This is a genomic window from Companilactobacillus sp. y65-5 (assembly GCF_057541095.1).
Map to the genome: position 1 here is coordinate 715,856 of NZ_BAAJOA010000001.1, position 19,083 is coordinate 734,938.

Genomic DNA, 19,083 nt, shown 5'->3' on the forward strand with positions numbered 1-19,083 from the left:
CTACCATAATTACTCCTTATTTACTTTGGCTAAAAATTCATCGAAGAAATCGATAAAGTCCAAATAATCTTTGATACGAATGTTTTCGTTAGGTGCATGTGCTCCACTCTTGGCATAACCAACACCGATTGAAACAATTGGGGCTTGTGCATATTTATTAACTACATACATTGGACCAGTACCAGGACTTGATGGCAATGCTTCAACCTTATCCTCACCACCATAGAAAGCTTTGGCAGTTTGAAGTAAAGTATCAACGATTGGACTATCGAGATCCCAACGATATCCCTTTTCACCTAATAAATACTTAACTGATACATCGCTAAATCCTTGTGATTCTAAATACTTAGTTAATTTGTCAAATATATCCTTTGGATCTTGATTCGGTACTAATCTAAATTCTAGTTTAGCAGTTGCAGACTTAGGTGTAACAGTTTTAACACCTGAACCTTCCCAGCCACTACTAATTCCTTCTATATTAACAGTTGGTTTGAAGGTCAAATTATAGTTTGGAGATTCATTTTTTAATAATGGAACTTTCAATCCCCATTTGTTAGTCAAATCAGGTTCAATTGCTTTAGCAACTAATTCTTTTTCACGTTCACTAGGTTCAACTACGTCATCGTAGAAGCCCGGAACTTTTATAGTTCCATCTTCATCACGTAACGCGTCGATGGCCTTTGTCAACCTCCAAGCGGCACTGTCAACAACAGCGGCGAATGATGAATGAAGATCGATGTCTGCGCTGGTAGCTGAAAGTTCAAAACATAAAATCCCTTTGTTACCACCAGTGATACTGAATTGTTCATGCTCGTTCTTGCTACCTGATTCCCAAATAATTAGGTCATTAGATAGCACATCCCCGTATTTTTTAAGATAATCGACCAGATGTTCACTAGCGACTTCTTCTTCACCTTCAACTAAGAACTTAATGTTGCAAGGTAGGTCACCGTGTTCTTGACGATAAATTCTTAAAGCAGTGATACGACTGATCAAATCCGACTTACAGTCAGAAGCTCCACGTCCGATAAATTTATCATCGGTGATCTTTAGTTCGAATGGATCGGAGTTCCAAAGTTCGATAGGCTCTTCTGGTTGGACATCGTAGTGATTGTAGATAAGAATTGTGGTATTGCTGGGTTTGTCAGGCTTGGCTTCGGCGAAAACTACCGGGTGCTTGTAATCGTCCCAAATAGTTACGTCTGCTCCAAAGTCTGTCAACAATTTCTTGAGGAATTCGGCCGTCTCATCAATTGATTGATGTTTTGCGGATACTGATGGTAGAGCAATATATTGCTTCAGTTCTTCGATTGATTCTTTAATTAATGGATCTGTTAATTTTGACATTTGAATTCCTCCTGATTTTTTCTTCTATCTTAAAGATTTACTTTCCATGCAGGTACAGCATTTCCACCATAAACCTTTTTAATAGCCTTCTCTACATTCTTCTTATGGAAGTCTTTAACGACTTTCTTGTAAGTTTTGTTATCTTTATCTTTCTTTTGTGTAGCAATTAAGTTAATCCATGGTTTAGAAGCTTCGTTGACCTTTTCTCTATAAAGAGCTTTCTTAGGGTTCAACTTAGCATCTGTTGCAACGTTAGCGTTGACTACTGATGCATCGACATCATTCAATGAACGAGCTGTTTGGTTAGCGTCAAGCAATGTTAATTTCAAGTTAAGCTTATTACTAGTTACATCCTTAGGAGATGCTAGTTTCACACCTTTTTTCAATGTGATCAATCCGGCTGATTGAAGTAATTCTAGAGCTCTACTTTCATTAGTTGCATCGTTAGGAAGTGAAACCTTAGCGCCTTCCTGCAAGTCACTTAGTGAAGTGACCTTATCTGAATAAAGAGCCATTGGTTGGATAATGGTTACACCGATCGAAACCAAGTCTGTATGATGTGCTTTATTCCATGCATCTAAGAAGTACTTGTGTTGATAAGCGTTGATATCAAGTTCGCCTTGAGCTAGGGCGGTGTTTGGTTGGTTGTAATCGTTGAATGTTACAATTTTGACGTTGATGCCATCTTTCTTCGCATTTTGTTTTACAACTTTCCAGATTGGCTCATCTGATGCACTAATACCAACTTTTACCGTTTCTTCTTTACTACTCTGATTGCCACAGCCGGCTAATACAAAGATAAATAATGCTGTGAATGCTAATAGTAATACCTTGCCTAAATTCTTGAAATTTTTCATACGCTTCCCCACCTAATTGTTAGTTTTTACATTATAGTTTTGTGTTCCATGCTGGTACTGCTGAACCACCATAAACTTTCTTGATTTCTTTTGCGACTGCCTTTGTTTGGAAGGCCTTTACGATCTTCTTGTAAGTCTTGTTGTCTTTGTCTTTCTTGTTAGCAGCAATGAAGTTGATCCATGGTTTAGTACTCTTATTGATTTTTTCTGTATAGAGAGCTGCTGATGGTTTCAACTTAGCATCACTTGCGTAGTTACCATTAACAACGGCGATTGATACGTCATCTAAGGCACGTGCTGTTTGTGCAGCGTCTAATAATGTGAACTTCAAGTTTAGCTTGTTCTCTGAAACATTTTTAACTGTTGCTAGTTTTGTCTTGTTATCAAGTTTGATAAGTCCGGCATTTTCAAGTAGTACCAATGCTCTACTTTCGTTTGATGCATCGTTTGGTAATGCTACCTTTGAACCATCTGTTAAGTCACTCAAGTTCTTGATACTGTTTGAGTAGATTGCCATTGGTTGAATAACCGTGTTACCAATTGGAACGATATTTGTATGATGTGCTTTGTTCCATGCATCTAAGAAATACTTGTGTTGATATGCATTGATGTCCAATTCACCTTGTGATAAAGCTGTGTTTGGTTGATTGTAATCACTGAATTCAGTAATTTTAAGATTGATTCCTTCTTTTTTAACCTTTGACTTTACAATCTTCCAAATTGGAGCATCTGTTGGGTTGATACCAACTTTTACGGTTGTCTCTTTAGTTTGGCTACCGCAACCAGCTAGTACGAATATGAATAAGGCCGTACAGGCTAGTAATAAAATTTTGGTTACTTTCTTGAATCTTGTCATTATGTTTCTCCCCCATTTAAGTTCTTTTCTGTGATTTCTAATAAATGCTATTTCTAAACAAAAAAAGTCGCTTCCAAAGACGAACAATTATTGTTCATTTTTAGAAGCGACTTCTCGCGGTACCATTCTAATTTAGGATAAACTTGCACTTATCCCCTCTACAACGTACGGAATCTGGGTTCTATACGCGTGTACTGTAAAGGGTACCAACCATTGCCTCTTTATCCGTAAGGACTCAGCGCACCAATCACAGGTCATTTTCATTCAAGTCCGCGTCCCCTTCTCAGCTAATGAGGCTTTCTGTACTTTGGATATTGAATTACTTCCCCTGATCAAATTGTTTGAAGTAGTTATTTATTATTAATCGTTGAAATGATGATACAATTTGAAAACGATAATGTCAACAGATAAAATTAATTTCTTTCATTTGTTTTTTAATGTTTTCATTTCCAAATCCATGACTTCATTATATCTAGTTTTGTGAATTTGAAAAGCATTTTTTTCATATCCAACGTTATGACGCCGATAGAACGCCGATCTGACGGGGTTTTATTATCAGAAATATTTTTTTGTCATAGTTCTATAAACAAAATATTTTATATCAATTATATTTTTATTAGAAATATAATTGAAAATTCTAATAAAAAAAGTCATCCTTCCGGACGACTTTTCAAATCATATTTAGTTATTTGATTATGATAATACTTCAACCGTAGCTGAAGTTACACCATATGAAGGAATTGAAGAACTTGGCATTGCAACGTCTAATTGTTGTGGATTGCTGTATGCAAATGTTCCTGTATCATTAACTGTTCTGTACAATACTGTACCGTCAGCCAATGTGATCTTCAATTGTGTGCCCTTAGGAAATACTGATAAGTTAGCAGCAACACCGCTGTAACCCATGTTTGAACCTAAGACAGCTGGATCATAAAAACTGATCTTGTAAGTACCAGCTGCTGAACTTGTTGTGCTAGTGGTTGCTTGTGTGTCCGTTGTTGTAGTAGCTTGTGTACTTGTATCTGTTGTTTGTGTGTTTGCAGTTGATGTTGTATCTGTTGATGTTGTATTAGTTGAAGCTGATGGCAAAGTTACTGTTTCACCCGGATAGATCAAATCAAATCCACCAATTGTTCTACCATTTGCTTGTTCAAGTGCTGAGACTGTTGTGTTGTTTTCGGCAGCAATGCTCTTATATGTATCACCTTTTTCTACTGTAACATGTGTACTGTCAACTGTTGTAGCAGCATCAACAGTATTTGCTGTTGTTGCTCCTAATGCTGTTAATACGATTGTACTTGCTAATGCGATAGATAATACTTTTTTCATAAATTAAATTACATCCTTATATTTAGATTGTTTAGCTCTCATTGCTATGGTGCTATACTAACAGCCCTATGTTACATAGCCACAACCTCAGAGTTACAGTTTGGTCGACTTTTGTAATCTTAGTAATGCTTTTGCAACAAAGAAGTTCGTAAACACTGATACAATGAGCTTTCCAAATTTATGAAACCGTCGTAATAAATTGTTACATTTTTTATTTTATGATATACTATAAGATATGTTGAATAAAAAATATAAGCTTTATCTAAAAATACTAATAATTCTACTAGCTTTGGAGCTGATAGCCTTCAGTTTGAATATGTTCTTCGAACCCAATAAGGTCGCTGCAGGCGGTGCAACTGGGATTGCCATTTTACTATATGAAGGATGGTCGATCCCAACGTCATTATCAGTTTTTATCATTAATATTATTATGTTGATATTTTCATATCTTCATTTGAGTAAGGCCACGACATTGAAACTAGCCTTTGGTAGTTTTCTACTACCAGTATTATTATTCGTCACTCCCGTTTACAACTTGATCCCCGGTAATAAAATCTTAGCAATTATTATTGGAAGTTTGATTTTTGGGATTGGCTTAGCAATTTTATACACATTGGATATGTCGAGTGGCGGCACTACCGTCCCACCAATGATCATTCATAAGAATTTCGGAATTGACAAGTACATCAGTTTATTCATTATTGATGGCATTGTTTGTTTAGGAAATATCGCCTTGACTGGATTCATATCATTCTTTTTAGCAGTGATGTCGGTCGCAATATCAAGTGCCGCTATTAAAATTTGTACTATGATAGAGAATAAATTAGCAGTAGCGTAGCTACACAAAAAAAGAGGTCCAATGACCTATGCTCCAAAAAATTGTTTTAGAGTATAGGCCAGTAGGCCTCTTTTTTATTTACTTAACATTAACTTGGCTCTTGCCAGTCACCTTATCATCAGTTAAATTCACTTTGATATAAGCCGCATCATCGTCTACTCTTTCCTCGACGTCAGATGTATATATCAACGTTGTAACTCCATTTGATTCGGAATAATTGTCTGGATTACCTAGCAAATCTATCACTTGATCATAACTGTCATCATTCTGAATCCGCTTGAAGTTACTCATCGTCAAGTCTGCTTTACGATCAATATCTAGTCCCTTGATAGATTTGGCGGTCGCCCTTCCATCTTGAAAAGTAATATCGATAACAACATCATCATCCAGCCCTTTGAGGTTACTCCAACTCAAAGTCGCATTACTATGATCCTCAGTATTACTGATCAATACTGGTTTACCAAACTTGCTTTCGATATTACTCTGAGTGCTACCACCAGCACCTAGTTTAACTGAATTGAATTTGTCAATTATAGACGTTTTGGAGTCGGATGTTTTCTTGAATAAGTTCTCTTGCGTATACGCCTCTTCATCGGCCTTATCCTCATAGGCATTCTCGACTACGTAGGCTGTGGCAGTGACAACTACTATTGCCACGATGACTGTTAACCAGAACCATTTCTTCTTATAAAAAGGTTTCAACATTCTAAACTACCCCCATAATTGTTAGTTATAACTCAATTTTAGCAACTGTGGAGATATTTAGCATTATTAATGTATTTATTTAATAGTTGGTTATCAAGACTTCATCGGTTCCTAATAAGTTAGGGTGATACGATGAGGTAGAATAATTAGCGTTCAGGTGTCGAATATTGTATTTGATCGCCCAATCGATCACTGCTCGATTGACATATCCCTTGTGCCTGAAGACGTTAGACATGGCAAACTTAATATTACGGTCATTTAATGAATCTAAGAAATCATATAAATCATTCTCTTGTTCCTGAGTCCAACTACCAAAGCCACGATCTCCATCGTTGTAAGTTCCATCACTGATCAAGTATGGCGGATCTACGTAAACTAATGAATCTGATGTCAGATTAGATGTGTCGAAGTCACTAAAGTAATTCGAAGTAAAGGTTGCGTCGATTTTATGCAACTTGGTCACAAATTCACGTAAGTTCTCTTTCATATTGTTGGAAAAACGACTTCGCTTGCGACCAAATGGATTGTTGTACTTCATATCTTGATTGAATCGTATCTGATAATTGAAACTAAACGAAGACAAAATATATAAATCAAGTGGGTTAGGATCAGCGTTATAATCATCCCTCAACTGTAAAAATCCAGCTTCGTTCTCCTTACTCAAATGATACCTATCAATCTGTTGATTGATACGATCCAAGATATCAGCGAATTGATGATTTTGAAAATATTTGAACATATCGATCACACGATTGTTGATATCATTGAAGTAATACTTATTAGCTTTGACATTGATACCAACATTAGCTCCACCGCTGAATAAGTCCACGATCGTATCGATATTATCAGGAAATTCTGGGACCAACTGTGGTAAGAGCTTAAATTTACCACCGACATAATTCAGTGGACTCTTGATATATCTAGGTTCATCCTTTGGCAATTCTACTGATTGAATCTGTAGTAAGTCATTATTTTCTTGATGCTTAGTGCGAAAATAGTATAGCAATTCACACAATTGCTTTTTGTTAGTAGTGATTTTGGAATTGTATTTTTTAAATGGCACTTTTATCACTTCGACACTACCAGATACTGCCACCTTATCGATCAGTTCAGTTAATTCTTCTTCTGAAATAATGCCGTCCGTGGAATAACTTAATAAGACATGTGTAAATTTAAGATTATTAAGTAAGTCCTCCATCGTAGACTTAGCCTTGTTCTTCGCCGAATACTCTGATTTCAAATCCGTATAGTCCCTGACTCCACTGACACCGTGAATCTTGGGATCGTCAAAGCGGGCAATCGTTTCTAGTAGATGATAGTTAGAGCCATATTGACGTACATTATACGGAGTATCGATATAAACGATATCTCCGTGAATTTTTCGGACTAACTCATTTGCGTCTTCATTGTATGCATGATTTTGTAGCTTATTATTGTAGATTTTTTGTGGTTCCAGTTTCAGAGGTTTGTTGGCACGTTTGTCATTGAAGTTCTTAAGGTAGGCTCCATAAGTCCCAGTAGTATTGGAAACGTACGGAACCGCCTCAATTAGACATGCTAATAAATAAAAATATTCATTATCAGTAATATCATTATCATCGCGCCACTTTTGAATCGTAGTGCGGACCAAGTCGATCCGCTTGGCATTAGCGATAGTAAAATACATTCGCATATCCTTGCCGGCTTCGGAATAATTCTTAGTTATGAAGTCTCCTTTGTAATTAGAAACATCGTATTGATTGAAGTAAGTAAACGGATTATGGATCCCAAATTTAAATAAACCAGTAAAATCTGGTTGGCTGTTGAGAACTATCTCACCCTTTGACAGGGCGTAGGAAAAATAAAGCAGGTCATTCGTTGTGATTGAATATCTCGATTTAAAATATTCACCTACAACATTTGATCCTGAAAAAATATCTGCGAAAGTTTTTTCTGAACCATTCAAATGCTTGGTTAATAATTCATCTATTTGATCTAATAATCTCGTCTTACTTCCAATAAATCTCATGTTTAATCCCTCGTATTCCTTCTACTAATACAATGATACCATGCTAGAGATTAAACCTTTCAAACGCTTTGATTATTTTTGTTATAAAGTTCTTAGATATAACTCATAAGCATGTCTATGTATGTAATATAGATATTAGACATGGGTGTGTTTTTCTATTAGTCTATTACCGTAAATTGATAAAGGAGTGATGATCAACTTGAGTATTGTAAATAAGGCATTAAACAACGAATATATTGATTCATCGGCTAAAGAATTCATCGAAGTGAAAGATATCGTGGAAGACACCACAAAATTATTGATGAAATTTAACAACCAATACTTAGACAAAACGGAGCGTCAAAATTTATTCAGTCAAATAATCAGACAACCAGTCGCAACTAGTAATGAGATAAATGCACCATTTCACACTGACTTTGGTCCACACATCTTTCTAGGAAAAAACATTTTTATTAATAAAGACTGTTTATTTATTGATCTAGGTGGGATTTATTTGGGTGATGACGTGTTGATTGGACCTAGAACTACAATCATTTCAGTTAATCACGCTGAAAAATCGGATCAACGTAGCGGATTAATCTTGAAATCTGTACATATCGAAGACGGTGCGTGGCTAGGAGCCGGTGTAATGGTAATGCCAGGTGTCACTATCGGCAAAAATGCAATTATTGGTGCCGGTTCGATCGTTACTAAAGATATACCAGCAAATAAAGTTGCCGTTGGCAATCCCGCTCATGTCATTCGTGATGTCCAACAATAAAGTTAAAAAAATAAGGTAGGATTTCTCCCCACCTTAGACCGTTAACTTAAATCCGATGTGATTTGTTTTAAGAATGCGTTAGCGGAATCAGACAGCCGTGCATCTTTTTCCCAAACCAAGCTCACGCCTGCAGTATGGCGAGGTTCTATGGGGATAAATGTTAAATCTGATTGGTTAGTATTGATAATACCATCTAAACACAAACAATAACCGACCCCTGATGATACCAATAACGCGGCATTATATATTAAATTATAGGTAGCAACGATATTGAATTTTTTCTCACTCTCGCCGTACCAATTTTTTAAAATATCCAGCATTCCTTTTTGACGAGAAATAATAATATCATTTCCCTCCAGATCACTTAAAGATAAGTGGTCTTTTTGGGCTAGCGGGGAACTGTTAGGTACTAATAATCCCCAACGGCTCTCCCCCGGTAAACTAATAAAATCATAATTACTTTTATCAGTCGGTTCCATAACTACCCCAAAATCATAAAATCCCGAACGCAAGTTAGCTTTGATATCATCGGCATTCGTACTAATAATATTAGTTTGAATGTGAGGATAGGTCTTCCTCAAGTTATTAATAGACTGAGCAACATTGATAAAGCTACGTGTTTCTGCAGCGCCGATGACAATTGAACCAGTAATATCTTGTGCTTCATGAATATTTTTCAGAGTCTTATCAGTTAATGAAAGAATTTGATTCACTTGTTCAGAAAAATACTCACCGCTATTTGTCAATTCAATGCTACGACTACCACGATCAAATAATTTAATGCCCAATTCATCTTCCAGACCCTTTAGCTGTCTGGACACTGCTGGTTGTGATACATGTAATTGCTCAGCCGCACGACTGATATTTCGTTCACGAACTACGGCTTGAAAATATCTGAGAACTCTTAATTCCATAGTCATCCTCCTATAACATAAATGTATAGTTTTCAATTAAATAAAAGCATTAGACATATATATTGTCAAGCTCTAAGCTAGTAACCATAGGACCATAGACGGAGGTGAAATGATGCAAAAAAGTATGAATAAAACTTGGAGTATCGAACAAATCAGGCTCTTTTCGAGTGCCGATGATATGCGAATCTCGCCCTTTTATAGCGATGGTAAGACTTACGGAACTCCAACATGGATCTGGTCTGTGACTTTAAACGACCGACTCTACGTCAGAGCCTGGAATGGTCAAAAATCTCGTTGGTATAGATCTGCGATCCAGCAACATGCTGGTAGGATGTACTTGGCAGGTGGTAATTTTGAAATTTCCTTCATATCAGTAACTGATAGCCAATTAAACGACGATGTTGATGACGCCTACCGTAATAAGTACGCTGGTAGTCGGTATTTATCGCCAATGCTGCAATCAGGGCCTAGGAGCTCGACTTTGAATATTATTCCGCGCTTAATCTGAATCAAAAAATCAGTAATGCTAAACGTAAAAATCTGTTCGATGTAATAATAATGACTGGCTTCTGAATGCTATGAGATTACTTCTTAATATTGTAAAATAAGATTAAGAATCTGAGAGGTGAGTTATTATGAACGACTTTTGGAAAAAATCAGAAGACAGTCTGACAAAATTCTTTACAATTGCTTCCAAGATTGCTTTGGCTATTTTGGGCTTATTATTGGTATTTTATATTTTTAGAAGTTTATACAATTTGACACAATATCTTTTAGTGCCCGAAACTAACAAACAATTTTATGAAATCTTTGATGGCATTCTATCCTTCTTCCTATTTTTGGAGTTCTTAATTTTGGTTAAAACTTCTCTCAAACATGGCGGACACGTTTCACTCACCTTTTTGATTACCCTCGCCATTACGGCAATTGTTCGGTCATTACTAATTGCACATGACGAAACTTGGCTAATATTAGTAATATCAGTATCCGTATTGATCCTATCGGTAGCCTTAGCAATCATTCACTATTTTAAATTGGATGATGACCATCAGTGAGTTGCTAAATAAATATAAAATTCTATAATAATGATTTTAGCGACTATGAGAAAGCACATTCTTCTGAATGTGTTTTTTTATGCGTGACTTGAATTTACTAAATTTACGATCTAGTACTCCTATATATTTTTCTTGCCTTACAGTAGCTTTAAGGTCTTACAATCAAGGCAATAACTATATAGGAAGTGTATAAAAATGAGTGTTTTTGAAGAATTGCGATCCGGAAAGATTATTGACATTAGTAATGAACAATATCAAAAAGAAGTACACGGTGAAATTGATCGTTGCAATGACCTTTGTCATGAAATTAATGCAACGATTCCTAGCCAAAAAGAAAAAATTCTCAATCTCGAGAATAAACTTTTGAATGGTCAGATGAAAGATGGAACCTTTTTTACGCCCCCAATGTTTATTGATTGTGGAAATCGTGTTAATTTAGGTAAAAACGTATATGCAAACCATAACTTGACGATGATGTCAGTTGGGACTATCACAATTGATGATGGCGTCATGATGGGACCTGGCGTAGGATTATTTACTGATAACCATGAGCCAAATGATATTCGTAAAATTAGCACTAAAGAAATTCATATTAAGAAAAATGCTTGGCTAGGCGCTCGGGTCAATGTTGCTCCTGGGGTAACCATTGGTGAGAATGCAATTATTGGAACTGGGGCTGTAGTTACTAAGGATATTCCCGATAATGCTGTCGCCGTGGGTGTTCCAGCCAAAGTCATTAAATATAATAAATAACAAAAGAGGTCGGTAATGAATATAAAAGAAGCTAGCGAAATAACTGGTATTTCCTCAGCCGCAATTCGATATTACGAAAAAGAATCGTTGATACCACCGATTGAACGTACAGAATCCGGCAATCGTGATATCGATGAGCGAATCATCAGCAGAATTAAATTCGTCACCCAAATGCGATCAGCTGGTATGAGTATTGACAGCTTGCAAAAGTATATCCAATTGTTCGAGGCTCAAGAAAATAACGTTAAAGAACAAAAGGAGCTGCTACAAGAACAATTAAACATGATGGAAGAAAAACGCGACGATTTACAGGCTGCGATTGACCACTTGAATTATAAACTGACTCATTTTGATCATTTGGAGGCCGCTGAAGAAGAACTTCGTGAAATTGAACGTGAACATAAAAATAAAAAATAATCAAAATTCTTTCTTGCCTTGCAGTAACTTCAAGGGCATATAGTAAGTTTACTGATGAAAGAAGGAATTTACTTATGTCAACAAAAGTCCAAGCATTAGAGGCAACCACTGAAGGAAATTTCACATCGTTTGAGCATACTGTTATCGAACGTCGTAATCTTCATCCTGATGACGTTGCGATTGATATCAAATACTGTGGCATCTGTCACAGTGATGTGAGCATGGTTCAGAGACCGGGTGCAAAATTTCCGATGGTACCAGGACACGAGATCGCTGGGATAGTATCGGCAGTGGGTGATAATGTCAAGAATTTCAAGATTGGTGATCGAGTAGGCGTAGGATGTTTTGTCAATTCCTGTGGTAAATGCGCTGCTTGTAAAGCAGGACAAGAACAATTCTGTGAAAAAGGCGTTGTCCTAGTTTTTGCTTCAGAAGATTATGATGGAGCTCCCACACGAGGTGGATATTCACAAGCTATTATTGTTAAGGACCGCTTTGTATTACATATTCCAGATGCTCTATCGTTACAAGATGCTGCCCCACTGTTGTGTGCGGGAATTACAACTTACAATCCATTAAAAAGATATAAAATCGGCACAGGTAGTAAGGTTGCAATTATTGGTCTAGGTGGTCTTGGACATATTGCAGTTCAGTTTGCACATAAAATGGGTGCTGATGTAACTGTTCTTGGCCACTCAGAAAGTAAGCGTAATGAGGCTCAGCAATTCGGAGCTAATGGTTATGAAATTTTGAAAACTGATGATGATTTTAAAGCTCTATCTGGTCAATTTGATTTTATTTTGAATACTGTAGCGGTGGACTTAAAACTAGACAATTATTTGCCACTTCTCAAAATCAACGGCGTATTTTGCTATGTAGGTCTTCCAAGTAACGATGTTAATTTTCACGTATCTTCCATTTTTGGAAACCAAGCTAAAATTACTGTATCTAACGTTGGTGGAATTAAAATGACCCAAGAAATGCTTGATTTTGCTGCAAAAAATGAAGTTAAACCTCAAATCGAAATAATTGGTATAGATGACGTTGGTGAAGCTTATCAAAATATTCTCGATAGCAAAGTTCATTATCGTTACGTGATTGATATGTCGACTTTGAAGTAATTTAGATTGACTATAATTAACACATTCTAACGAATGTGTTTTTTTGTCCTTTAGTTAGAGCCTAGACCAGGCATGATTAAGTTCCACATGTCTTCAAATCTAGTCTCAAAATCAGGATCATTCCAAGTTTCTTTGAAACTGGGCAAAGTAAAAACAGCAAAGGCAGAAATGATCGTCTCAGCATGGGTGAAATCGGCGTCGGACCAGCCCATGAGTTCATTTACCTTTTGATAGAGAGGAATTAACGTTTCCCGAAGCGCATGAGGATTATTATCCACATATTGAGTATTAAGAATAAACATCTGGTGATTGTGATTGTATGTCATTCTTTTGGCTTCAACAAAACTCCACAACAAATTATGTAACTGTTCTATTTGACTTTCAGAATTACTACCAAGTTCGATTTTATTAACAATATTAGCTTGGAACCAAGTTTTAGTGACAGCCTCCCAAAGCTCTTGTTTATTGCCAAAATGCTTATAAATTGCCGCGTGAGTCACACCTAACTCTGAGGCAATTTGTGAAATAGTTACTTCTGAACTATTTAATTTAATAATCAAGGCTTCGGCAGTTTCAATGATTTTTTGTTGGTTAATTTTTTCTTTTACCATTGTTTTAGTGTACTTACGATCCTTTCTAAAATAAGGCGATTTAATAAATTTCATCATAACACATACATTCCAGTTACAAAAGTTGACAAAAGTAACCCGCTGAGATAATATGTCTCTAAGTTACAAAATGTAAATAATGTTACTAAAATGGAGAATGTTATGAAAGCAGCAGTTTTAGATAGATATGATAAGAATTTTAATTTAATCATTAAAGAAGTTGATATTCCTGAGATAACTGCCGATGAGGTTTTGGTGCGAGTAAAAGAAGCAGCCGTCAATCCTTTAGAAAAATTGATTGGTACTGGTAGTGTAAAATTAATTCAAAACTACAAACTACCATTGATAATGGGAAATGAATTGACCGGTGTCATTGAAAAAGTTGGCAAAAATGTTAGTTCATTTGAAATTGGTCAGAATATCTATACTCGTTTACCGCTAGCTCAAATAGGTGCATTTGCGGAATACGTTGCTATTCCCGCCATCGCCATTGCACCATTACCTGCTAATTTAAATTTTAAAACTGGTGCTGCCGTTGCTTTAACAGGATTAACAGCCTTTCAGGGATTGCATGAAGAACTTGAGGCTAAGAGTGGGGAAACCGTCTTTATACCCGGTGGATCTGGCTCATTTGGTCAATTGGCCATTCCCATCGCTAAAAGTATGGGGCTAAAGGTTATCGTTAGTGGTAATTCTCGTTCTCGGGAACGCATCTTAGGAATTGGAGCAGATCAGTACATTTCCTATGAAACAGAAAATTATTGGGAAATTGTCAAAGACGTAGATTACGTGATCGATACCCTAGGAGCGGATGAATTCGATCATGAACTAATGACTATTAAATCTGGCGGGCGAATGTTATCGCTACGTACTGGTCCTAACAGACGGTTTGCTATCGACCACCATTTGAGTTTCATCAAAAAGCAATTATTTACATTAGCAGGTTATAAATTTGATCGAAAAGCAAAGAAAAGAAACATTCAATATCACTTTATTTTTGTCAGAAGTGATGGTCAGCAATTACGAGAAATTACTAGAATAATTGAAACTAATAATATCGTCCCAGCGGTCGATCCAACTGAATTTTATCTTAAAGACATTAATAAAGCTCTAGATTCAGTGTTCAACGGTCATCCGAAAGGGAAAATTTTAATCACATTATAAAATATCGATCACGATAAAGGAATTATACTTTTTGAAGTAAAAGTTGAAGTGTATACAATATTTCATAGTTTTCTATACATTAAAGTGGATAACTCAAAGTTTAGATATTAACTTCATAAAATGTAACTATTATGTCAAAGTATAATTCTTATCCGTATTATTGGTATTTGAACTTGATAATGATTAATGGGTCTCATAACAAATAAACTTCCACATGCAATTTATAAATTACATGTGGAAGCTTATTTCGATACTATATATAACGCTACTAATGAAATATATTGAAAAAATCTATATCATCAACTATAAGAAGATGACTCCAATTATCCATAAAAACTGCAAGAAAATACGACTATAACACTTTTGACTTATAAGGATATATCTCATTTGCAAAGGCCACTTATTGAGATAATGGTTTGTTGTTTACATATTTCCATTGATACATTGGTTTACAATATCATCAATCTTATTATCAGATGTTCTAATAAAATTCACTTGATCGGGTGTTAATTCTGATAAATATTTTTGCTGTAATGTGCCGTTTACAGTAAATGCTTGACCTTTATTTTTAGCAAAAAATTCCCTATAATTTTTTATAGAAAACGAAACGTCATACATTTTTAGTTTTACTTGCCAACCATTTTCATTCCAGATGTTATCTCCATTATTGAAACCAGCGATTTCAGATTTTTTGGAAGAAAATACATCTGAGACTGCTATACTGACAGCATAAATCTCACCATCATGAGCATTAAAAATAACATCTCCACATTTCACACTTCTCATTGCTTTATAACCACTGTTTTCGGCGCCGTTTCGTGATAGTTTAGGGGACCACAAAAAATTACCCTCGCTTTCAATTTGCCAAGTTTTGTTCTGAGATGCTAGAAAGTATTTCATAACTACCCTCCTAAATATTTACTATATTCAATATTATACAAGCACCTATTCTTTAAGTAATTAATTTTGCACAAAAATGTTACTTAATTAAAGACATAATAATAGCTAATAATTATTACTTTAATTGACTAAGTTTTTGACTAAGTAAACTTGTTTTACAATACTATTTTATTAAATATCAAAAAAACAAAAAACCAGTTATACCAAGGCTTTAAGCCCCAACATAACTGGTTATTTTTTGTAAAATGGAGATGAGGGGTATTGCACCCACATTTTACATAATCGTTGTTATATCAAGCATATTAAGGCGTTTGAACTGTTTATATTTTTAGTTGACTACCATTTTGACTACCAAATAACTTAGAAATTGAGATAATTAACTAATTTTTGTACGGCCTGTTCGTCCTGTTGCTTAGTAACATGCGTATATATATTTAATGTAGTTTCGGCGTCCTCATGTCCTAGACGTTCCTGTACTTCTTTGATCGTTGCACCAGCGGAAAATAAAGCACTAGCGTGGCTATGTCTGAAACCGTGTATACTTATGTGCGGTAAAGTTATGTTGTCGTCTCTCATACGATCAGTAATTAGATCCAGCCACTTTTTGGGTGTATTCAACGACTTAAATGTATTTTTGGTTGTCGCAAAAAGTAATTGGTCTGTCTCATTAGCATTAAAGCCAAGCATGAATAACGTTTGTTTTTGTTCTAATTTCCATTTTTTGAGATAGAATAAGGTAGTAGCATCTAATGAAATTATACGGGTTCCTTTTTTCGTCTTAGTTGCCTGTATGATCTGTTTGCCCCTAGCACCCTGAGTTAACGTCTTGTTAACATTCAGAGTGCTATTTTTTATGTCTATATCATTCCAAGTTAAGGCCAAGCATTCGCCTCTCCTAATTCCTGTGAAAGCTAACAAACGAAATAACGTATATCTTTCTAGTTCTTTATTTGGATCCATGTAGCTAAAGAATATTTTTAGCTGAGATTTATCCCAAAAGTTAGGGGCTTTTTTACCAGCGGTGGCGGTTTTTTTAGGCATGATTGTACGTTTGGTGGGACTATCTGTTATATAACCTTGATGTATTGCATATTCAAACACTGATTGCGTGTAATTAAACCATACACGATAGTTGTGTGTTGTTAGTTTAAACCATTTATTAAGGGCTGTTTGACACTGAGCCGTTGTAATTGTTCTAATTCGATAGCGACCGAGTGCGGGTAAAATGTGATTGTTAAACATTGCATCAGTCCTAGCCCATGTACTTTCACGTACGGTATTGATATAGCTCTTATACCATTCGTGGTAAACCTGTTCAAAGGTCTTATTACATTGCTGAATATTACTAATTCCTTGAGTGGCCTCGAACTCTATTCTTTTTAATTCATTTCTAGCATTCTTTTCATTGGTAAAGCCCCGCCGAGTTGTTCGCTTAGGCTTTCCAGTCTGTGGATCTATTCCAAGATATGCGCGGAACATATATGCCTTAGTTCCATCATTTTTTGTATACATCTTTATTCTTTTATCCATTTTGTTACTCCTAACGCTGGAGGGGCGTTTGAAGAGTTTAGGTCAAATAGTCAATGAAACTGTAGCATCAGTAATATCAAAAAAAACAGCATTTTCCGAAACGTAATCTAATTGTTTGGCAATCTCAACGTCAATTAGATTTTTTATGTTATTTTCAAACTGGCCTTGAATATCGGTTTGAAATCCGGCAGGAATTGGATCCCAGTAGCCTTTAAAGTTTTCAATATCACCACTATCATCATTATCACCACTACTATAATTAAGTGTTAATTTAAGCGGTTGTTTTGTGCTATATATAGAATTTTTGCCGATTTTTATGTTACAGTCGAATGTTTTCTCCGTTATTTTTCCGTTAGTTGATGCAGATGAAACAGACAAGAAACCATCTATATCTAATTTTTCTATTATAACTTGCTCAACATTATCTTTATATTCAGCATTAAAATCCAGATTATTTAAAAAAAAGTTTCCATTAACATCGAACGGCAAATATTCAAAGAATTGTTCAGGTTTTACGCCTAAATATTGACATAGGGTGTTTATTGTTTCTAGTTGTATCATTTTTCCATCATTTTGCGCGGTACTAGTTATAGTATTCCTAGATATACCCGTATCGTTTGCCACCCTTGTTATTTTTAAAGAACGTTCAGCAAGTAAAACAGCTAGATTGTTTCTTATCACTATGATCACCTCAGTGCAATTATAAGTATTTAATTCAATATTAGCAACAACAACAAATAAACTATATAAAAATGACAAGTTAACTTGTCACAAAACTATTTTATGATGTATACTCTTGTTGTTGACAACTTAACTTGTCAAAAATACAATTTTAGGAGTGAAAACCGTGAGTAATATCATAAATGAGAACCTAAGAGAAAAAATTCAGCGTGCAAATTTAAAGTATTGGCAAGTTGCTGAAAAAGCAGGAATCACAGACGCAACGTTTTCCCGTTGGCTTAGAACACCGTTAAACGATGATCGTAAGAAACGTGTTCTAAAAGCTATCAGTGAACTTACAAAGCAAACTAATATTTAACCATCCCTTAGGGATGCAATGAAAGGAGGCAACAAGATGGATCAAGGCATTAGCGTAATACTTAGTGATCACGATTCTAACGAATTGCGTAGGCAAGTTTATTCCATCGTTACTAATGAGATTGAACGGGCTAGACGTGATGCAGGACTAGACAAGCAATATTTAAAGCGTAAGGATGCTATGAAGTTTGCTGGTTGTAGTGGGTCAACGTTTGATAAATGGGGTATTCCCGTACACCAGATTGACGGCATAACCCTGTACAGTAAAAAAGATATTCAAAATTTTATTGAAGCACACTAATAATTTAAGTCTGGAGGGGCGGTTATTGTGCTAAAAATATTTAATTAAGGACTAATAACATGGGAAATGTACAAAAAAATAGCCATTACTATCCGCAAGTAAGTAATGGCCATTGAGTATTTAGCTAATAAAATACCCTTTTATTTTATCATGTTTAATACAACTTGAAGGATAAACATATGAAAAAAGAAATTAATAAGTATATTGATCCTGTAATTACAGGACTTGCATTTATTGTAGATGAAATTAACCAACGTAATAAGCCAAGTGGTAGCGACTTAGAAATATTAGAGCTTGCTCAAAGTGACCTAGTAACACTAAAACAGGCAAGAACTAAGATGGAGGTTAAAAATGGAAATAACTTTATTGATGGATCCTATTAAAAATGAAAGCTACAAAAGGCTTCTAAATAACGTTAGCACGTCAGCATTTAATACTTATGTGTTAATCATTAATAAAACACAACATATTAATATCCCTTATGACCGCCAAAATATACCCAAATCAGAAAAACAATTTATAACATCTTTGAATGAATTAAAAAATAATAAACTAATTAATTTGAGTTTAGAGGGATGATTC

General features: G+C 35.4%; 23 protein-coding genes. 12 read left to right on the forward strand and 11 right to left on the reverse strand.

Annotated features, from left to right (window positions below; all coding sequences use genetic code 11):
• Nucleotides 1-9: 9 nt before the first annotated feature.
• From AC27FM_RS03575 to AC27FM_RS03590, 4 genes are all read right to left on the reverse strand, one after another.
• Nucleotides 10-1,347 (reverse strand): M20/M25/M40 family metallo-hydrolase, encoded by a 1,338-nt coding sequence (locus AC27FM_RS03575; protein WP_487085991.1) that lies wholly within the window; start codon nucleotides 1,345-1,347, stop codon nucleotides 10-12.
• 29 nt (nucleotides 1,348-1,376) lie between these two features.
• Nucleotides 1,377-2,204 (reverse strand): MetQ/NlpA family ABC transporter substrate-binding protein, encoded by an 828-nt coding sequence (locus AC27FM_RS03580; RefSeq protein WP_487085993.1) that lies wholly within the window; start codon nucleotides 2,202-2,204, stop codon nucleotides 1,377-1,379.
• A 31-nt stretch (nucleotides 2,205-2,235) separates the two neighbouring features.
• Entirely contained in the window at nucleotides 2,236-3,060 is an 825-nt protein-coding gene (locus AC27FM_RS03585; protein ID WP_487085995.1) for a MetQ/NlpA family ABC transporter substrate-binding protein, read from the reverse strand.
• Between the two features lie 693 nt (nucleotides 3,061-3,753).
• Nucleotides 3,754-4,389, reverse strand: coding sequence for a LysM peptidoglycan-binding domain-containing protein (locus AC27FM_RS03590; RefSeq protein ID WP_487085996.1), 636 nt, complete (start codon nucleotides 4,387-4,389; stop codon nucleotides 3,754-3,756).
• A gap of 235 nt (nucleotides 4,390-4,624) precedes the next feature.
• On the opposite strand from AC27FM_RS03590, the gene AC27FM_RS03595 reads away from it, so the two are divergent.
• Complete coding sequence (locus tag AC27FM_RS03595; protein ID WP_487085998.1) at nucleotides 4,625-5,227, forward strand: YitT family protein; 603 nt, start codon at nucleotides 4,625-4,627, stop codon at nucleotides 5,225-5,227.
• A 78-nt stretch (nucleotides 5,228-5,305) separates the two neighbouring features.
• On the opposite strand, the gene AC27FM_RS03600 is transcribed toward AC27FM_RS03595, so the two are convergent.
• Nucleotides 5,306-5,932: a DUF3862 domain-containing protein gene (locus tag AC27FM_RS03600; RefSeq protein ID WP_487086000.1), complete on the reverse strand. Its 627-nt coding sequence runs from the start codon at nucleotides 5,930-5,932 to the stop codon at nucleotides 5,306-5,308.
• 79 nt (nucleotides 5,933-6,011) lie between these two features.
• A complete protein-coding gene (locus AC27FM_RS03605; protein ID WP_487086002.1) occupies nucleotides 6,012-7,940 on the reverse strand; it encodes a Dam family site-specific DNA-(adenine-N6)-methyltransferase in 1,929 nt (642 codons plus the stop codon).
• 199 nt (nucleotides 7,941-8,139) lie between these two features.
• Between AC27FM_RS03605 and AC27FM_RS03610 the strand changes: the two genes are divergently transcribed.
• The gene (locus AC27FM_RS03610) at nucleotides 8,140-8,700 is read left to right on the forward strand and encodes a DapH/DapD/GlmU-related protein (RefSeq protein ID WP_487086004.1); all 561 of its coding nucleotides are present in this window, start codon (nucleotides 8,140-8,142) and stop codon (nucleotides 8,698-8,700) included.
• A 41-nt stretch (nucleotides 8,701-8,741) separates the two neighbouring features.
• Here AC27FM_RS03610 and AC27FM_RS03615 read toward each other — a convergent pair whose 3' ends face one another.
• Nucleotides 8,742-9,614, reverse strand: coding sequence for a LysR family transcriptional regulator (locus tag AC27FM_RS03615; protein ID WP_487086006.1), 873 nt, complete (start codon nucleotides 9,612-9,614; stop codon nucleotides 8,742-8,744).
• A 112-nt stretch (nucleotides 9,615-9,726) separates the two neighbouring features.
• On the opposite strand from AC27FM_RS03615, the gene AC27FM_RS03620 reads away from it, so the two are divergent.
• The 5 genes from AC27FM_RS03620 to AC27FM_RS03640 all read left to right on the forward strand — a co-directional run bounded on the left by AC27FM_RS03620 (nucleotide 9,727) and on the right by AC27FM_RS03640 (nucleotide 12,960).
• Entirely contained in the window at nucleotides 9,727-10,122 is a 396-nt protein-coding gene (locus tag AC27FM_RS03620; protein WP_487086008.1) for a DUF2255 family protein, read from the forward strand.
• Nucleotides 10,123-10,249: 127 nt separating this feature from the next.
• On the forward strand, nucleotides 10,250-10,669 hold the full coding sequence (locus tag AC27FM_RS03625; RefSeq protein WP_487086010.1) for a phosphate-starvation-inducible PsiE family protein: 420 nt from the start codon (nucleotides 10,250-10,252) through the stop codon (nucleotides 10,667-10,669).
• A gap of 195 nt (nucleotides 10,670-10,864) precedes the next feature.
• Complete coding sequence (locus AC27FM_RS03630; protein WP_487086011.1) at nucleotides 10,865-11,422, forward strand: DapH/DapD/GlmU-related protein; 558 nt, start codon at nucleotides 10,865-10,867, stop codon at nucleotides 11,420-11,422.
• A 15-nt stretch (nucleotides 11,423-11,437) separates the two neighbouring features.
• Nucleotides 11,438-11,839, forward strand: coding sequence for a MerR family transcriptional regulator (locus tag AC27FM_RS03635; protein ID WP_487086013.1), 402 nt, complete (start codon nucleotides 11,438-11,440; stop codon nucleotides 11,837-11,839).
• A 74-nt stretch (nucleotides 11,840-11,913) separates the two neighbouring features.
• The gene (locus AC27FM_RS03640; protein WP_487086015.1) at nucleotides 11,914-12,960 is read left to right on the forward strand and encodes an NAD(P)-dependent alcohol dehydrogenase; all 1,047 of its coding nucleotides are present in this window, start codon (nucleotides 11,914-11,916) and stop codon (nucleotides 12,958-12,960) included.
• Between the two features lie 50 nt (nucleotides 12,961-13,010).
• Here AC27FM_RS03640 and AC27FM_RS03645 read toward each other — a convergent pair whose 3' ends face one another.
• A complete protein-coding gene (locus AC27FM_RS03645; protein ID WP_487086017.1) occupies nucleotides 13,011-13,628 on the reverse strand; it encodes a TetR/AcrR family transcriptional regulator in 618 nt (205 codons plus the stop codon).
• A gap of 102 nt (nucleotides 13,629-13,730) precedes the next feature.
• On the opposite strand from AC27FM_RS03645, the gene AC27FM_RS03650 reads away from it, so the two are divergent.
• Nucleotides 13,731-14,732 carry an NADP-dependent oxidoreductase gene (locus AC27FM_RS03650; RefSeq protein ID WP_487086019.1) on the forward strand — a complete coding sequence of 334 codons (1,002 nt, stop codon included), beginning with the start codon at nucleotides 13,731-13,733 and terminating at the stop codon, nucleotides 14,730-14,732.
• A 423-nt stretch (nucleotides 14,733-15,155) separates the two neighbouring features.
• Here AC27FM_RS03650 and AC27FM_RS03655 read toward each other — a convergent pair whose 3' ends face one another.
• From AC27FM_RS03655 to AC27FM_RS03665, 3 genes are all read right to left on the reverse strand, one after another.
• A complete protein-coding gene (locus AC27FM_RS03655) occupies nucleotides 15,156-15,632 on the reverse strand; it encodes a hypothetical protein (protein WP_487086021.1) in 477 nt (158 codons plus the stop codon).
• 360 nt (nucleotides 15,633-15,992) lie between these two features.
• The gene (locus AC27FM_RS03660) at nucleotides 15,993-17,162 is read right to left on the reverse strand and encodes a tyrosine-type recombinase/integrase (protein ID WP_487086022.1); all 1,170 of its coding nucleotides are present in this window, start codon (nucleotides 17,160-17,162) and stop codon (nucleotides 15,993-15,995) included.
• Nucleotides 17,163-17,204: 42 nt separating this feature from the next.
• A complete protein-coding gene (locus AC27FM_RS03665) occupies nucleotides 17,205-17,843 on the reverse strand; it encodes a helix-turn-helix domain-containing protein (RefSeq protein ID WP_487086024.1) in 639 nt (212 codons plus the stop codon).
• 166 nt (nucleotides 17,844-18,009) lie between these two features.
• Between AC27FM_RS03665 and AC27FM_RS03670 the strand changes: the two genes are divergently transcribed.
• From AC27FM_RS03670 to AC27FM_RS03685, 4 genes are all read left to right on the forward strand, one after another.
• Nucleotides 18,010-18,201, forward strand: a complete 192-nt coding sequence (locus AC27FM_RS03670) for a helix-turn-helix domain-containing protein (protein ID WP_487086026.1) — start codon at nucleotides 18,010-18,012, stop codon at nucleotides 18,199-18,201.
• A 36-nt stretch (nucleotides 18,202-18,237) separates the two neighbouring features.
• Nucleotides 18,238-18,501: a hypothetical protein gene (locus tag AC27FM_RS03675; RefSeq protein WP_487086028.1), complete on the forward strand. Its 264-nt coding sequence runs from the start codon at nucleotides 18,238-18,240 to the stop codon at nucleotides 18,499-18,501.
• 179 nt (nucleotides 18,502-18,680) lie between these two features.
• The gene (locus tag AC27FM_RS03680; protein ID WP_487086030.1) at nucleotides 18,681-18,884 is read left to right on the forward strand and encodes a hypothetical protein; all 204 of its coding nucleotides are present in this window, start codon (nucleotides 18,681-18,683) and stop codon (nucleotides 18,882-18,884) included.
• Complete coding sequence (locus AC27FM_RS03685; RefSeq protein WP_487086032.1) at nucleotides 18,853-19,080, forward strand: hypothetical protein; 228 nt, start codon at nucleotides 18,853-18,855, stop codon at nucleotides 19,078-19,080. Before AC27FM_RS03680 ends, AC27FM_RS03685 begins: the two co-directional genes overlap by 32 nt.
• Nucleotides 19,081-19,083 lie beyond the last annotated feature (3 nt).